This window comes from Amycolatopsis eburnea, from assembly GCF_003937945.1.
In the GTDB taxonomy this organism is placed as follows: domain Bacteria; phylum Actinomycetota; class Actinomycetes; order Mycobacteriales; family Pseudonocardiaceae; genus Amycolatopsis; species Amycolatopsis eburnea.
Genome location: NZ_RSEC01000060.1, coordinates 700,694 through 716,092 on the forward strand (window position 1 = coordinate 700,694; position 15,399 = coordinate 716,092).

Consider the following 15,399-nt stretch of genomic DNA (forward strand, 5'->3'; position numbering starts at 1 on the left):
CCCGATCCCGTCTCAGGACAGGTCGAGCTCTCGATCGAGCAGTGCGAAGATTTCGTCGTCCGACGCGGCGTCGAGCGGCGCGTCCCCGGCTTCGGGGCCGCCCGCGTCGTCCGCGCCGTCCAGCCGGAACAGCAGGTCGCGCAACCGGACCTTGACCCGGCCGTGCAGCGGCGGGCCGCCCGCGTCGGCGAACAGCGCCTGCTCCAGCCGGTCGAGGCCGGCGAGGACATCGGAGTCCTCAGTGGACGGTTGCAGGGCCGCCAGCAGGTGCGCGGCCAGCGCGTCCGGGGTCGGGTAGTCGAAGACCAGGGTGGTGCGCAGCTTCAGCCCGGTCGCCTCGGCGAGCCGGTTGCGCAGCGCCACCGCCGTGAGCGATTCGAAGCCCAGCTCGCTGAAAGCGTTGTCACCGTTGATCGCCGTGTCCCGCCCGAGCACCTCGGCGGTGTGGTCGAGGACCAGGTCCAGCACCAGTTCCGCGCGGGCGGGCTCGGGCAGCTCGGCCAGCCGCGCCGCCAGCCCGGGACCGGTGCGCGTGACCGGCTCGGCGTGCGGGGCCCGGACGTACTCCGCCGGCAGCGCCCCGAGGACGACGTTTTCGGCGGAGAAGACCGGTCGTCCCACGGTGTCGGTGGCCGCCACCGACACCGAATCCGGACCGGTGGCCCGCAGCCGGACCCGCAACGCCGGTGCCCCGGCCGTGTGCAGGGCCAGCCCGCTCCACGACGACGCGAGCCAGCCGTCGGACTCCGCCGCGGCGGGGAACAACGCGACCGCCTGGAGCGCGGAGTCCAGCAACGCGGGGTGGACGCCGTAGCCCGCCCCACCCCCGGCCTGCGCCGGCAACGCCACTTCGGCGAACAGCTCGCCGTCGAGCGACCAGGCACTGGTGAGCGCGCCGAACTCGGGACCCAGCTCGATTCCATGCGCCCGCAAGCGATCCCGGGCCGTCGCGGCGTCCTCGGCGACGGCCCCGGGTGGCGGCCACTCCACCGGCTCGGGGGCCGCTGCCGCGCCTGCCGTCTCGGCCATGATCCCGGTCGCGTGCCGCGTCCACGGCCCGCCCTGGGCCGCCCCGACCGAGTCCGGCCGGGCGAACACGCCGATCCGGCGTGCCCCGGCGTCGTCGACCGGGCCGATCCGCACCTGCAGGCACAGCGCCTCTTCGGCGAAGACGACCGGAAGGTGCTGGGTGAGCTCTTCGATCCGCGCGCAGCCCAGTTCGGACGCCGCGTGCAGGGTCAGCTCGACGAGCACGGCCGAGGGCAGCACGGTCCGGCCGAACACGGTGTGCCCGGCCAGCCACGGCTGCTGCGCGGCCGATAGCCGTCCGGTGAACAGCCAGCCGCCGTCCTCGGCGAGTTCGACCGCGGCGCCGAGCAGCGGGTGCCCGGCGGCCAGCAGGCCGGCGGCCGCGACCGTGGCGTCCGAACCGGACTCCGGCAGCGTCACCGGCTCGGCACCGCCGGGGAAGGCCGCGGTCCAGTCGACGCTCACCCCGGACACGTAGGCCGCGGCGAGCGAGCCGAGGAACGAGCGCGGGCCGTCCTCGCGGCGGCGGATCGAGCCGAGCACCACCGCGCGGCCGTCGAGCGTGTCGATCGTGTCCTGCACCGCGACCGTGAGCACCGGGTGCGGGCTGATCTCGGCGAAGACGCCGAGCCCCTGCTCGACGAGCCCGCGGGTCGCCTCGTCGAAGCGGACCGGGTTGCGCAGGTTCCGGAACCAGTAGCGGGCGTCGAGCAGCGAGGTGTCGAGCGGGCCTTCGGTCACCGTCGAGTGGAACGGGACGGCGGTGGCCGACGGCGCGAGCGGGGCGAGGTCGGCCAGCAGCCGGTCGCGGATGCCGTCGATGTGCCGCGAGTGCGCGGCCAGCCCGACCGGGATCCGCCGGGCCCGCACGCCTTCGGCGGTCAGGTCGGCCAGGAGTTCTTCCACCGCACCGGAATCGCCGGAGACGACGACCCACGACGGCGCGTTCACCGCCCCGATGTCGAGCCCGTCCCGGCCCGCCAGCCGCGCCCGGACGTCGGCGACCGGCAGGGGGACGGAGATCATGTCGCCGCGCCCGGACAGCGTGGCCTGGGCCTGGCTCCACCGCGCGGCTACCCGCATCCCGTCCTGGTGGGACAGTGCGCCGGTCGCGCAGGCCGCGGCGACCTCGCCGAGGCTGTGCCCGACGACGGCGGCGGGCTCGACGCCGTGCGCGCGCCACAGCGCGGCCAGCGCCACCATCACCGCGAACAGCACCGGCTGCACGACGTCGGCGCCATCGTCCAAAGTGGGCGCGCCGGGACGGCCGTGCAGAACGTCCACAAGGGACCAGTCGGCGAACGCGGCGAGCGCGGCGTCGCAGCGCGCGATCTCGCCGGCGAACACCGGCGACCACTCCAGCAGGTCCAGCGCCATGCCCGGCCACTGCGAACCCTGGCCGGGGAAGACGAACACGACCCGCTCGGCCCGCCGGGCGCTGCCGCGCACGACGTCGGGCGGGTTCTGGCCGGCCGCCAGGGCTTCCAGGCCGCGCAGGCCACCGTCGCGCCCGGCCGGCAGCAGCACGGCCCGGTGCGCCCGGCCGGTGTCCTCGGCGGCGACCGACCGCGCGAACGACTCGAACGGCGTGTCCGGGTGCTCGGCGAGGTACCGCGCGAGGCGGTGCGCCTTCGACCGCAGGCCCGCCTTGCTGTCGGCGGAGACGATCAGGGGCACGACGTCGTGACCACTGCCGGTGTGCTCGTGCTCGGTCGTCAGGGTCGGGGTGGCCACTCGATACCTCCGGGGTCGGGCGTCCGGCTCAAGGCAGGCGCACGGAGAACGGGTTCCGGAACACGTCGCCCGGGTCCCAGCGCGCCTTGACCCGCTGCAGCCGCGGGTAGTTGTGCTGGTGGTAGAGCTCGTGCCAGGCCAGCCCGGAGCGGTTCCACCGCTCGTCCTGCACGTCGAAGTCCGGGTTGTTCACGTAGGAACCGTTCGTGCGCTCGTCCGGCACCGGCACCCCGCCGGTCCCGGCGTAGACGTCCGCGTAGAACTCGCGCAGCCACGCGAGGTGCCCTTCGGGCTGCTCGGAGGCGTCCCAGTGCGTGGAGTAGACGAGCTTGAGGATCGAGTCGCGCTGCGCGATCGCGGTGTCGGCGGGCGCCAGCGCGTTCATCTGGCCGCCGCAGCCGACGAACATGACGCCGGCGCGGTGGTTGCCGTAGTCCTCGCGCAGCAGGTGCCGGTAGATCTTGGCGGCCTGCTCGTCCGTGCAGCGTTTGCGCAGGTCGGCCGCCTTGATCTTGAAGCTGAGCGTGTGGTCGCCGCTGTCGGCGATGCCGCCCCACGACGTCGCGTGCAGCCACGGCAGCTCCTGGCGGCTGCTCAGCGCGGGGGCCACCCCGAGGTCCTGGCGGATCGCGGCCACGTAGTCGTCGAGCAGGCCGGCCGCGTTCGGCAGCGCGCTGTCGATCTGGGTCGACATGGCGACGAACTGCGAAGCGCGCGTGCCGCACCAGAGGCCGCTGTAGAGGTCGTCGTAGGGCGAACCGGGCGCGCTGTTGCGCTCGTACCAGTCGCCGTGGTTGCGCAGGAGGCGGGTGAACGCGGCTTCGTCGAGCATGTCCCACACCCAGACGTCCTGCTGCACCAGCAGCCGCGCGGGCGGAGTCGGCAGCAACGCGCCGGGGGCGCCGGTCGCGCCGGGGATCCGCAGCCAGTAGCGCGTGACGACGCCGAAGTTGCCGCCACCGCCGCCGGTGTGGGCCCACCAGAGGTCGTGGTTCTCGTCGTCGGGGTCGCGGGTCGCGACCACCGCGCGGGCGGTGCCGTCGGCGTCGACCACGACGACCTCGACCGCGTACAGGTGGTCGGAGACGTAGCCGAACTTGCGCGAGAGCGGGCCGTAGCCGCCGCCCGCGATGTGCCCGCCCAGGCCGACGCTCGGGCAGGAGCCGGCCGGGATGGTGACGCCCCAGCGCTTGTACAGCGTCCGGTAGGCCTGGCCCACGGTCGCGCCCGGCTCGACGACGAAGGCGTCGCGCTCGGCGTCGAAGTCGATGCGGTTGAGCTCGGAGAGGTCGATGACCACCTGGACGTCCGGGGCGCCGACCATCTCCTCGACGCAGTGGCCGCCGCTGCGGACCGCGATCCGCCTGCCCTCGCGGACAGCGGTGCCCACCGCGTCGACCACTTCTTCGGTCGAGGTCGGGACGCGGACGTAATCGGGTTTGCCGACCCAGCGCTGATTCACCCCGCGCACGAGATCGGCGTACCGGGCGTCGTCCGGCATAACTGTTACCGCACCCATCGATCGCCCTCATTCCCCAGTTTATTCATCGACGCCGAACACTACGGTGGCGCCGCTGACCGCTCCAACCCCTAACCCCCCGGAACCGCTGCTCACCAGCCTCTTGCTTAGGGGCGCGCTAGGGGTTACCGGCCCGATCGGCCGCTGCTAGCTTCAGACTGCGGAAATCTTTATTCTGCTAAATACAAGGGCGGGCAATCGTGGCCGAACTCCATTCATGGCACCCGATCGACGAGAACGCGAACGACAAGGAAGTAATCATCACGGTTGATTTCACGGTCACCGGGCGACCGGAAGCGGGGTTCGCCGAGCTCGCGACCCACCTCGAGACGCCCTACGGCGTGTGGGAGAGCCTGCCGCCCGCCGTCGGCGACGAAACCGGCATGAACGGCGACGACTACCTCGACCGGTGGACCACCGAGCTGCGGGAGAGCGGTGTCGAGGTCAAGGCGGTGTTCGGCTACTGCGCGTCCAGCGTGTTCGCGCTCGCCATCGCCGACCGCGTCGCCACCTGGCAGGACAAGCCGCAGGTGGTGCTGTTCGACCCGACCGCCGCGACCGGGTTCACCGTGCTGTACTACGGCTTCTTCCGCGTGGTGGACGCCCTCGCGGCCGTCCTGACCGAGGACGAGGTCCGCGACGCGCACGCCGCCGGCGAGACCGCGCAGCAGACCCACGACGACCTCGAGACGCTCACGAAGGAGTTCGTGCGCATCTACCGCGAGGTCGGCGGCACCGCCTTCGAGCGCGTCGGCCTGGAAGCCGACCGCGCCGAGGAGCTGGTCTCCTGGTTCAGCAGCTACATGACCTACCTCGTCGCGGCTTCGCAGCTGACCGTGCCCGCCGACCTGTCCGGGGTGGACGTCATCCGCTCGGCCGAGCTGCCCGGCGCGCTGGAGATCGGCGCGCGCGAAGTCCGCTTCGACATCGACCACTCCGGCCTGCTCAGCCAGCCGGAGGTCGCGCAGGCCGTCAGCGGCCTGCTCGCCTGACCGCCCCTTTCTTCCGGAAAATCCAGCAGGAGAGCTGATGCCGACGTCACCGACCGGTCTGGGCACCGGCACGGAAAGCCAAGCCGAAGCCGCGCTCGCCGGGCACCCCGGGGTCGCGCGGGCCCGCGTGACCCGCGAGCCCGGGACCGGGCGGCTCGTCGCCCACGTCGTGCCGCGGGACCCGGTCGCCGAGGACGGCGACGACCGCAAGCGCGTCGACGAGTGGCAGCTGATCTACGAATGGGTCTACGGCGAACTCCCCGAGTCCGGTGGGCTCGGGGAGAACTTCGTGGGCTGGCACAGCACCTACACCGGGCTCCCGATCGAGCTCGCGCAGATGCGGGAGTGGCGGGACGCGACCGTCGAGCGGATCAAGTCGCTGAACCCCCGCCGGGTGCTGGAGATCGGCGTCGGCACCGGCCTGCTGATGGCCAAGCTCGCGCCGTCGTGCGAGGAGTACGTGGCCACGGACTTCTCCGCCACCGTCGTCGAGACGCTCACCGGCCAGGTCGCCGAGGACCCCGCGCTGGCCCACGTGACGCTGCACAACCGCGAGGCCACCGACTTCTCGGACCTGCCGGACCAGCACTTCGACACCGTCGTGATCAACTCGGTCATCCAGTACTTCCCCGACATCGGCTACCTCGCGGACGTCCTGCGCCAGGCGGCCGCGCTGCTCGCGCCCGGCGGCGCGGTGTTCGTCGGCGACGTGCGCAACCTGCGGCTGCTGCGGGCCTTCCGGACCGCGGTGCTGGCCGAGGAGATCGCCGCTGCGCCCGAGACGGCCCGCGAGCTCGTCGAGAACAGCGTGCTGGAGGAGAAGGAACTGCTCGTCGACCCCGACTTCTTCCCGGCGCTGGCGGCGACGCTGCCCGGGATCGCGGCCGCCGACGTCCGGCTCAAGCGGGCCCACCACCACAACGAGCTGAGCCGGCACCGCTACGACGCCGTGCTGCGCAAGGAACCCGCGGAGACCGTCGAGCCGGCGCTGACCGCGGCCTGGGACCCGGGTGCGCTGGAGACGCTGCTGAGCGACGTCCGGCCGGCGTCCGCGCGGATCACCGGCGTGCCGAACGGCCGCGTCGCACGGGAGCTGGCCGAGCTGGCGAAACTCGACACCGGCCGGACGCCGGCCGCGGTCACCGCGCCGGACCCCGAAGACCTCCACGAGATCGGCAAGCGGCGCGGCTACCAGGCCGCGGTCACCTGGTCCGCCGAAGGCCCCGGCCTGGTCGACGTCGTGTACACCCGCGACGGCGAGCCGGTGGTCGTGCCCGCCTCGGCCGCCACCCCCGGGCTGCCCTTCACCGCCTACGCGAACGCGCCTTCACGCGCGGCGAAGACCAGCTCGTTCGTCGCCGAGCTGCGCGCCTACCTCGCCGCGCGGCTGCCCGCCGAGGCGATCCCGCACGCCTTCACCACCGTCGAAGACCTCCCCGAAGGGACCGGACATGCCGACCACTGAGGGCACGCGGATCCCCGCGACCCGCAAGGAAGAAGGCCTCTGGCTGCTGGAGCGGCTGGTCCCCGGCGAGGGCGTGAACAACGTCCCGGGCGTGGCGCTGCGGGTCGCGGGCCGGCTCGACCGGGCCGTGCTGCAGGAAGCCGTCGCGCGGATCGTGCGCCGCCACGACGCGCTGCGGACCGTCTTCCACGCCGACGACACCCGGCTGACCAAGGAGGTGCTGCCGTCCTTCCCGCTGCGGCTGGAGGGCGAGGACAGCACCGACGTCGACGCCGGCCTGCGCGAGCTGATCACCCGGCCGTTCGCGCTCGACGGCACGCCGCTGCTGCGCGTCGGCCTCTACCACGGCCCGGAGCACGACTCCGTCGGCGTGGCCGTGCACCACCTGATCTTCGACGGCACCTCGATGTCGATCTTCCTGGAAGAGCTGGCCGCCGCGTACGACGCCGTGCTCGCCGGGGACCTCCCCGACGCGAGCGAGCCCGTCCCGCTCTGGCCGGAGTCCGAGCCGAAGCCGGCCAGCCTCGCGTTCTGGCGCGAGCACCTGCGCGGCTTCGACGCGAGCGGCCTCGAACTGTGGTGCGGCGGCCAGGAAAGCGCCCAGCCGACCCTGCGCGGCGAGCAGCTGGTCCGCGCGTTCTCGCCCGAGGCGAAGGACGTCGTCACCGCGCTGCAGAAGGACCTCAAGGCACCCGACGTCGTCCTCCTGCTCGCCGCCTACTACCTGCTCCTGCACGCCCACGGCGCCGGTCCCGACCTCGCCGTCGGCTTCCCGGTGAACGTCCGCAGCCAGCAGGCGCAGCGGGCGATCGGCTACCACGTCAACATCGTCCCGCTGCGCGTCCGCATCGACCCGGCCGAGACGTTCCGGGCGTTCAGCCGCCGGGTGCGCGACCTGTTCTTCGAGGCGATCGCGCACGCCGACGTGCCGATGGACGTCCTGCTGCCCGAGGTCGAGCGCGCCGATTCCTCCTGGCGCACCACGATGTTCCGGCACGTCTTCAACTACCTGCCCTTCGGCGGGCGGGCGGCCACGAGCATCGGCGGCGCGCCCGCCGAAGTCGCCGAGATCGACCCGGGGCACAGCAAGTTCGACCTCGAGTTCGTCATCCTGCCCTCGGCGGACGAGAGCCGGGTCAAGGCGGTGTACGGCGCCGAGGTGCTCGGCGGCGACGACGTCGCCCTGCTGCTGGAGCGCTACGACGCCCTGCTCGTCGCGGCCGCGAGCGCGCCCGACCGGCCGCTGGGCGAGCTGGACGCCTGGGGCGCGACCGACCGCCGCGTGCTGGACACGGTCGCGAAACCGGCGTCCCAGGGCACCGCGCTCACCGCGATCGCCCGGCACGTGCGGGAAACCCCCGGCGCGCCCGCGCTGGTCACCGACGAGGGCACGACGTCCTACCGCGAACTCTGGCGCGCCGCCTCGGCGGTCACGACCCTGCTCGCCGACGCCGGGACCGGCACGGGCGACCAGGTCGCCGTGGTGGCCCCGCGCGGGCGCGAACTCGCGGCGGCGGTGCTCGGCGGCTGGCTGGCCGGCGCCACCGTCACCACCGTCGACCCCGGCCAGGACGACGTCGCCGAAGCCGTGTCGAGCGCGAAGATCGTGCTGGGCGCGGCGGAAACCGCGCCGCACGCCTCGATCCCGTGGCGGCCGATCTCGTACGCGGTCACCGTCGCCGTCGAGCCGGATCCCACGGCCGTCGCCGCGGACAGCCCGGCGCTGACCGGCGTGACCCACGGGGAACTCGCCGCGTCGGCCCGGCACAGCGCGGCCCTCGTGCCGCCGGGCCGCCCGGTGCTGTGGCTGACCTCCCCCGCCGCCGGAGCCGCCGTCGCCGAGCTGCTGCTGGCGCTGACCACCGGCGCCCCGCTGGTCGTGGCCCCCGACGCGGCCCGCGCCGACGGCCGGCTGCTCGCCGACCTCCTGACCCGCCACGAGGTCGGCGTCGTGCACGCCACCCCGGCCGTCTGGTCGCGCGTGGTCGAGCACCTCGGCGAAGCCGCCGGCGGCCGGACCGCGCTGATCGGCGCCGAACCCGCGCCCGCTCCGCTCGTGCGCACCCTGCGCGCGCTCGAGGCCGACGTCCACACCGTGTACTCCGGGGCCGGCCGGTGGGTGCTCGCCGACGGCATGCCGGTCGCGGGCCTCGAAGCCGACGTCGTCGCGCCGGACGGGCGGCAGCTGCCCCTGGGCGTGCGCGGTGAGCTCCGGCTGGCCGGGATGGCCACCGGCGTGCTCGCGCACTGGCGCACCGACGGGTCCCTGCACGTCCACGGCCCGCGCGAGCGCCAGCTGTCCCTCGGCGGCACCCGCGTCGACCTGGCGACCGTGGAAGACGCGCTGACCGCGTACACCGACGTTGTCGCGGCCGCCGTCACCGCGCGGGTCACCGACGGCGCGACCGAGCTGGTCGCCGTCGTGCAGGCGCCGGACAAGCCGCAGCTCGCCGCCGACCTGGCCCGGCACGCCGAGACGGCGCTGCCGCCGCGGGCGCGTCCGGCCCGGTACGTGCGGGTCGACGCGCTGCCCGAGACCGCCGTCCACACGGTGGACCGGGCGGCGGTCGCCGAGCTGGCCGCCACGGCCGGTCCGCCCGCCGAAGTGCCCGCGGAGGCCGCGCCGGACCCGACGACCACGGCCGTCATGGCGTTGTTCGCGAAGCTGCTCAAGCGCACCGACGTCACCGAGGACACGAACTTCTTCGCCAGTGGCGGGCATTCGCTGCTGGCCGCCCAGCTCGTCCAGTCGATCCAGAAGCAGACCGGGGTCCGGCTGAAGCTGTCCGCCGCCTTCTCCCACCCGACGCCGGCCGCGCTGGCGGAGCTGATCACCGAACGCGGGAGCACCCGATGACGACGTCCTTCAACCCGGAGCCCCGGCCGTTCGAGCGGGCCGAGACCATGCACGGCCTGTTCGAGTGGTGCGCCGGGCGCTGGCCGGACCGGACCGCGCTGCACCACCAGGGCCGGGACATCTCCTACCGCGAGCTGGCGGAGACCGCCGACGCGTACGCGGCCGAGCTGCAGGCCCGCGGCGTCGGACGCGGCTCGATCGTGCCGGTGCTGCTGCCCCGCTCCCCCGAGCTGTTCGCGACGCTGCTGGCCGTGCTCAAGTGCGGGGCGGCCTACGCGGCGCTGGACCTGCGGTGGCCGCAAACCCGGCTCGCCGAGCTGATCGAGCACCTCGGCGGTCCGGTGGTGGCCGCCGAACGCGGTGCCTCCTGGCCGTCGTCGTGGTCGCCGCCGTCGCAGCCGGTCCTCGGCACCCGCCCGGCCGCGGTCGAAGTCGGCGCCGACGACCCTTGCGCGGTGTTCTTCACCTCCGGCACCACCGGGACGCCGAAGGGCGTGGTCACCGCGCACCGCGGCAACGTGCGGCTCTTCGACGACTGGCTGTTCACCCCGCTGGACTCCGGCGCGGTGATGCCGCAGGCGCTCGCGGCGACGTGGGACGCCTTCGGCCTCGACTCCTGGGGCGTGCTGTTCAACGGCGGCACGCTGGTTCTGCTGGAAGACACCCTGGAGCTGGCGACGAAACTGCGTGACCTGATCGCGATCCACGGCGTCACCACGATCTTCCCGCCCACCGCGGTGTTCCACAGCATGGTCGACAACGACCTCGACGCCTTCGCCGGCCTGCGGGCCGTCGGCACCGGCGGCGAGAAGCTCTCGGCCCGGCACGCGGCCCGGTTCCTCGAGGCGTACCCGGACATCCCGCTGTACAACATGTACGGCCCGGTCGAGTCGAGCGTGGCGGCCACCTGCCACCGCGTCCGGCCGGAAGACCGCGCCGAGGTGCCGCTCGGCGTCCCGTTCCCCAACACCCAGGCCTACATCCTCGACGGCGACCGCCTGTGCGACGTCGGCGAGAGCGGCGAGATCTGCCTGGGCGGCAAGGGGCTGGCGCTCGGGTACTTCGAGGACGACGCGCTGACCGCGCGGAAGTTCGTCGAGATCGCGCTGCCGTCCGGGCCGGAGCGCGTCTACCGCACCGGCGACCTCGGCCGCTGGACCGCCGACGGCCTGCTGCACTTCGAAGGCCGCGCGGACCGCCAGGTCAAGATCCGCGGCCACCGCATCGAACTCGACGACGTCGAGCACAACGCCGGCCGCGTACCGGGGGTCGGCGCCTGCGCGGTGGTGCCGGTGACCGGCGCCGACGGCGCGTACGAGGACCTGTGCCTGTTCTACACCGGGTCCGGCTCCGCGCCGGGCGAGGAGGAACTGCGCTCCCGGTTGGCCGAGCGGCTGCCGGGGTACCTGGTGCCCGCCCTGGTGCAGCGTTTGGAGCGGCTGCCCGTGCTGGAGGACCGGAAGCTGGACCGCCGCGCGCTGGCCGAGCTGGCCGCGAACCGCCGTGCCGAGTCGGTCGCGCCGGTGGCGGAAGAGCTTTCGGACACCGAAGCCGCGGTGGCGGGGTTCCTGCGCGAGATCATCGGCGTGCCCACGATCGCCAGCGACGTCTCGTTCTTCCGGCAGGGCGGCAACTCGCTGTCCGCCGCCCAGCTGTGCTCCCGGATCAGCCGGGACCTCGGCGTCAAGCTGCGGATCTCCCAGGTGTTCGAGGCGCCGACCGTGCGCGGTGTCGCCGGGCTGATCACCGCCGGAAAGCCGTAGGAGGAAAGCCATGCCGGTCCAGACGGCCGAGGACATGACCACGCAGATGCGCGTGCTGTGGACCCTCGGCGAACTCGGCGATCCCCTGGCGCTGCTGCTGCGCGGCCCGGAGGATCCCTACCCGCTGTACGAAAAGATCCGCGCGAAGGGCGCGCTGCACCGCAGCGAGCTCGGCGCGTGGACGACGGTCGACCACGCGACGGCCACGAAGGTGCTGCGCGACCGGCGGTTCGGGGTGCTCAAGTCCGACGGCAAGCCGATCAGCCCGGTGATCACGACGTTCGACAACTCGATGCTGGGCGCCGACGGCGCCGACCACGCGCGGCTGCGCAAGCTGGCCACGCCGTTCCTGAGTCCCAAGGCGATCCTCGGCTTCCGCGACCGCCTGACGGCGATCTGCCACGAGCTGCTGGACCGGGTGGACACCAGCCGGGAGTTCGACCTGATGACGTCGTTCGCCGACCTCATCCCGGTCACGGTGGTGGCGGCCATCTTCGACATCCCCGAGCCGTTCCTGAGCCGGTACCTGGAGCACGGCCCGAAGTTCGGCACGATCTTCGACGAGATCACGTCGGCGGAGCACATCGCGAGCGTCCAGCGGTCGCTGGACGAGCTGGACGCGCTGTTCACCGAGCTGATGGAAATGCGCCTGGCCCACCCGGGCGACGACGCGGTCAGCAAGCTCCTGACGGCGCGGTCCGAGGACCGGCTCACGACCCACGAACTGGTGTCGATGTGCCAGCTGCTGACGCTCGCGGGCGCGGAGTCGACGGTGAACCTGATCGGCGTCGGCGTGAAGACGATGCTGGAACGCCGTGACCAGTGGGACAAGCTGGTGGCGGACCCGGACCTGGCCCCGCAGGCGGCGCAGGAGTCGCTGCGGTTCGAGGCGCCGGTGCAGCAGTCCAGCCGGGTGTCCACAGTGGACGTCGAGATCGGGGACACGGTGATCCCGGCCGACACCGCGGTCGTCATCCTGACCGCGGGCTGCAACCGCGACCCCGCTGTCTGGTCCCGGCCGGACGTCTTCGACATCACCCGCCCGACCACGCCGGACAACCTGTCCTTTTCGGGCGGTTCGCACTACTGCCTGGGCGCGCCGCTGGCCCGCCTGGAGGCGGACGTGGCGTTCCGGGTCCTGGCAACGCGGTTGCCGGACCTGCGCCAGACGGGCCCGGCCGACCGCCGACGCTCGGCGATCATCCGAGGCCTCCGCCACCTACCGGTGACGAACGGCTGACGATCCCTTCGGACGGCCGGTGCCCTACCCGGGGCACCGGCCGTTCGCGCGCGCGGGTCCGGGCGTGGTCTGCCCGGCGCCGCGGGGATGTCGTGAAAGGGTCGTTCATGTCGTCTGGCGAGGTGAACGACCCTTTCATGACATCGCGGGCCGCCGGGCCGGCCGAGGCGCCGGCGAGATTCGGGCGCGTGTCGCGAGGCGGCGGTCTTGCCTCCCGCCACCGCGCGAAACGGCCGGCGCCCCCAACGGGAGCACCGGCCGTCCAGTGAGATCAGGTCAGCTCACCGCGACCTGAGTACTCAGCGGCAGCGAGGCCGAAGACGAACCGGCCTGCACCGACCGCGTCCCGCTTCCGCGCTTCCACGCCTTCGCCGCCGAGTCCCAGTAGCTCAGCTGGCGCGGGTCCACGTGGATCGTCAACGTCCGGTACGCCCCGGGCGTCAACGTCACCTTCGCGTACCCGCCGAGCGCCGTCGGCGCCTGCGGAGCCGTCACCTGCGGGCTCGGGCCGAGGAACACCTGGGCCACCTCCGTGCCCGTCCGGGTTCCCGTGTTCCGCACCGTCACCTTCACGTCGAGACCGCCGTCCGAGGCGTTCGAAGCCGTCAGCCCGCTGTACGCGAACGACGTGTACGAAAGCCCGTAGCCGAACGGGAAGAGCGGGGCCACCTTCTTGTCCGCGTACCAGCGGTAGCCGATGTCGACGCCCTCGGTGTACTTCACCTGGCCGTCCTGGCCCGGGTACAGGCCCGCGCCGCCGCTGACGAGGGTGTGGGCCTCGTCCACCGGGAACGTCTGGGTCAGCTTGCCCTGCGGGTTGGCGTCGCCGTACAGCAGCGCCGTCGTCGCTTCGGCGCCCTTCTGGCCCGGGTACCACATCTCCAGCACCGCGGCCGTCTTCGCCAGCCACGGCATCTTCACCGCGGACGCCGTGTTCAGCACGACCACCGTGCGCGGGTTGGCCGTGGCGACCGCGTCGATCAGCTCGTCCTGGTAGCCCGGCAGCGACAGGTCGGGGCGGTCGAGGCCTTCGGAGCTGTCGTCGTAGGCGAACACGATCGGCGTGGTGGCCGCCTTGGCCGCCGCCACCGCTTCGGCGATCTTGGCCTGGGCCGCGGCCGGGGTGAGCCAGTGCAGGTTCACCTGCAGCGGCTTGACGAAGTCCGCGAAACCGTAGAGCAGCAGCGAGTGCTGGCCCGCGGTCAGGTGCACGGTGATGCCCGTGTAGCCGGTCGCGATCGAATCGCCGAACAGGCCGCTCGCGGCGCCGTCGACCTGGAGGAAGCCGCCACCGCCGGTGGCCTGCAGCTGGATGCTGTAGTCGCCTTCGACCGGCGCGGTGATCGTGCCGTTGTAGAACACGCCTTCCGCGCCGGCGGGCAGCCCGCCGCCCTGGGTGTAGGCCGGGGACAGCGCGTTCGACGGCACCGCCTCGCCCGCCGGGTCGTAGCCCGGGGTGTACGTCGTCGTGCTGCCCGCGCGCTGCTTGATGACGTCCAGCGGGCTGGCCGGCGTGGCCGACGGGAGGACGTGGGAGCTGCCGCCGCCGTTGAGCTTCGGCGTCTTCGCGTTGTAGCCGATCACCGCGACGCTGCCCGAGCGCGTGGTGCTCAGCGGCAGCGCCCCCTTCTGGTTGCGCAGCAGGACCGCGCCCGCCTGGGCGACGTCCTGCGCCGTCGCCGTCAGCCCGGCCAGGTCACGCGTCGGGCGCGCGGGGTTGTCGAGCAGGTGGAACCGGTCCAGCTGGCCGAGGATGCGCGCCACGGCGGTGTCCAAAGCGGACTGCGGGATCCTGCCCTCGCTGATCGCCGTCTTGAGCTGGTCGCCGAAGTACGTGCCGTCCGGCATCTCCTGGTCGAGGCCCTTGGGCAGGGAGTCGGGCGTCAGCGACATCCGCCAGTCCGACATCACCCAGCCCTTGAACGCCAGCTGCTCCCGCAGGATCCCGGTCAGCAGGTCGCCGTTCGCGCACGCGGACGGCCCGTTGAGGTTGTTGTACGAGCACATCACCGCGCCGGCGCCGGCCTTCACCGCGGCTTCGAACCCGGGCAGCTCGACCTCGTGCAGCGTCTGGTCGTCCATCTGGACGTTGATCGTCTGCCGGTCGTTTTCCTGGTTGTTGCCCGCCAGGTGCTTGACCACGGGGATGGTGCCCTGCCCCGCGATGCCCTTGACCTCCGCGGCGGCGATCCGCGACGTCAGCAGCGGGTCCTCGCTGAACGTCTCGAAGTTGCGCCCGCCGTAGGGAATCCGGATGGTGTTGACCATCGGGGACAGCAGCACGTCGGTGCCCAGCGCCCGGGCTTCGCGGCCGACACCGGCGCCGTAGCGGGTGGCGAGCGACTCGTCGAAGCTGGACGCGAGCGAAACCGGCGCCGGCATGACGACCGACGGCTTGTCGACGCGCACCCCGGCCGAGCCGTCCGCCAGCCGCAGCGACGGGATGCCGAGGCGCGGCACGCCCGGGACGTACCCGGCTTCGCCGACGCTGTTCGGGTCGGTGCCGCCGTGCACCAGGGAAAGCTTCTCGTCGAGCGTCAGCTCGCCGACGAGGTCGCGCACCCTCGGCGAGAACTTCGCGGCCGGCTCGGCCGACGCACCGGCCGCCGCCAGGCCGGACGTCAGGAGCACGCCGGCCAGGACGACCGCCGCCGTGCGCGACCGCGGCCGCGCACGAAGAAGATCATTACGCATAGTCACCCCAGAAACCCGCGAAAGGGTCGCCCCTCCCGCTTGTTGGTCCAATTGAGGACCAACCTAGGTGACTACTGCACGGACCGTAACCCCTGTCTTGACCAGT

Annotated in this window: 8 protein-coding genes; 5 read left to right on the forward strand and 3 right to left on the reverse strand. The window is 73.0% G+C overall.

From position 1 onward, the window contains the following. Nucleotides 1-12 precede the first annotated feature (12 nt). Together EIY87_RS38560 and EIY87_RS38565 are read right to left on the reverse strand one after the other, a co-directional pair. Nucleotides 13-2,763, reverse strand: coding sequence for an acyltransferase domain-containing protein (locus EIY87_RS38560; RefSeq protein ID WP_125314850.1), 2,751 nt, complete (start codon nucleotides 2,761-2,763; stop codon nucleotides 13-15). Between the two features lie 28 nt (nucleotides 2,764-2,791). Next, nucleotides 2,792-4,264, reverse strand: a complete 1,473-nt coding sequence (locus EIY87_RS38565; RefSeq protein WP_225440313.1) for an FAD-binding oxidoreductase — start codon at nucleotides 4,262-4,264, stop codon at nucleotides 2,792-2,794. 218 nt (nucleotides 4,265-4,482) lie between these two features. On the opposite strand from EIY87_RS38565, the gene EIY87_RS38570 reads away from it, so the two are divergent. Genes EIY87_RS38570 through EIY87_RS38590 form a run of 5 tightly spaced genes read left to right on the forward strand, consistent with a single transcriptional unit; the run spans nucleotide 4,483 to nucleotide 12,599 of the window. Beyond that, nucleotides 4,483-5,274 (forward strand): hypothetical protein, encoded by a 792-nt coding sequence (locus EIY87_RS38570; protein WP_125314851.1) that lies wholly within the window; start codon nucleotides 4,483-4,485, stop codon nucleotides 5,272-5,274. A 37-nt stretch (nucleotides 5,275-5,311) separates the two neighbouring features. Next, nucleotides 5,312-6,739, forward strand: a complete 1,428-nt coding sequence (locus EIY87_RS38575) for a class I SAM-dependent methyltransferase (RefSeq protein ID WP_125314852.1) — start codon at nucleotides 5,312-5,314, stop codon at nucleotides 6,737-6,739. Then, entirely contained in the window at nucleotides 6,726-9,596 is a 2,871-nt protein-coding gene (locus tag EIY87_RS38580; protein WP_125314853.1) for a condensation domain-containing protein, read from the forward strand. The genes EIY87_RS38575 and EIY87_RS38580 overlap by 14 nt, the downstream gene beginning before the upstream one ends. Further along, nucleotides 9,593-11,359, forward strand: coding sequence for a non-ribosomal peptide synthetase (locus EIY87_RS38585; RefSeq protein ID WP_125314854.1), 1,767 nt, complete (start codon nucleotides 9,593-9,595; stop codon nucleotides 11,357-11,359). The genes EIY87_RS38580 and EIY87_RS38585 overlap by 4 nt, the downstream gene beginning before the upstream one ends. Before the next feature lie 10 nt (nucleotides 11,360-11,369). Continuing rightward, entirely contained in the window at nucleotides 11,370-12,599 is a 1,230-nt protein-coding gene (locus EIY87_RS38590) for a cytochrome P450 (protein ID WP_125314855.1), read from the forward strand. Nucleotides 12,600-12,875: 276 nt separating this feature from the next. Here the strand turns inward: EIY87_RS38590 and EIY87_RS38595 are convergent, their stop codons facing one another. Continuing rightward, a complete protein-coding gene (locus tag EIY87_RS38595; RefSeq protein WP_225440332.1) occupies nucleotides 12,876-15,293 on the reverse strand; it encodes a beta-glucosidase family protein in 2,418 nt (805 codons plus the stop codon). Between the last annotated feature and the right edge of the window lie 106 nt (nucleotides 15,294-15,399).

Coding starts and splice junctions, on each gene's coding strand:
- EIY87_RS38565 (WP_225440313.1), bottom strand. CDS start 4,264: ATGCCGGACGACGCCCGGTACGCCGATCTCGTGCGCGGGGTGAATCAG.
- EIY87_RS38585 (WP_125314854.1), top strand. CDS start 9,593: ATGACGACGTCCTTCAACCCGGAGCCCCGGCCGTTCGAGCGGGCCGAG.
- EIY87_RS38590 (WP_125314855.1), top strand. CDS start 11,370: ATGCCGGTCCAGACGGCCGAGGACATGACCACGCAGATGCGCGTGCTG.
- EIY87_RS38575 (WP_125314852.1), top strand. CDS start 5,312: ATGCCGACGTCACCGACCGGTCTGGGCACCGGCACGGAAAGCCAAGCC.
- EIY87_RS38595 (WP_225440332.1), bottom strand. CDS start 15,293: ATGCGTAATGATCTTCTTCGTGCGCGGCCGCGGTCGCGCACGGCGGCG.
- EIY87_RS38580 (WP_125314853.1), top strand. CDS start 6,726: ATGCCGACCACTGAGGGCACGCGGATCCCCGCGACCCGCAAGGAAGAA.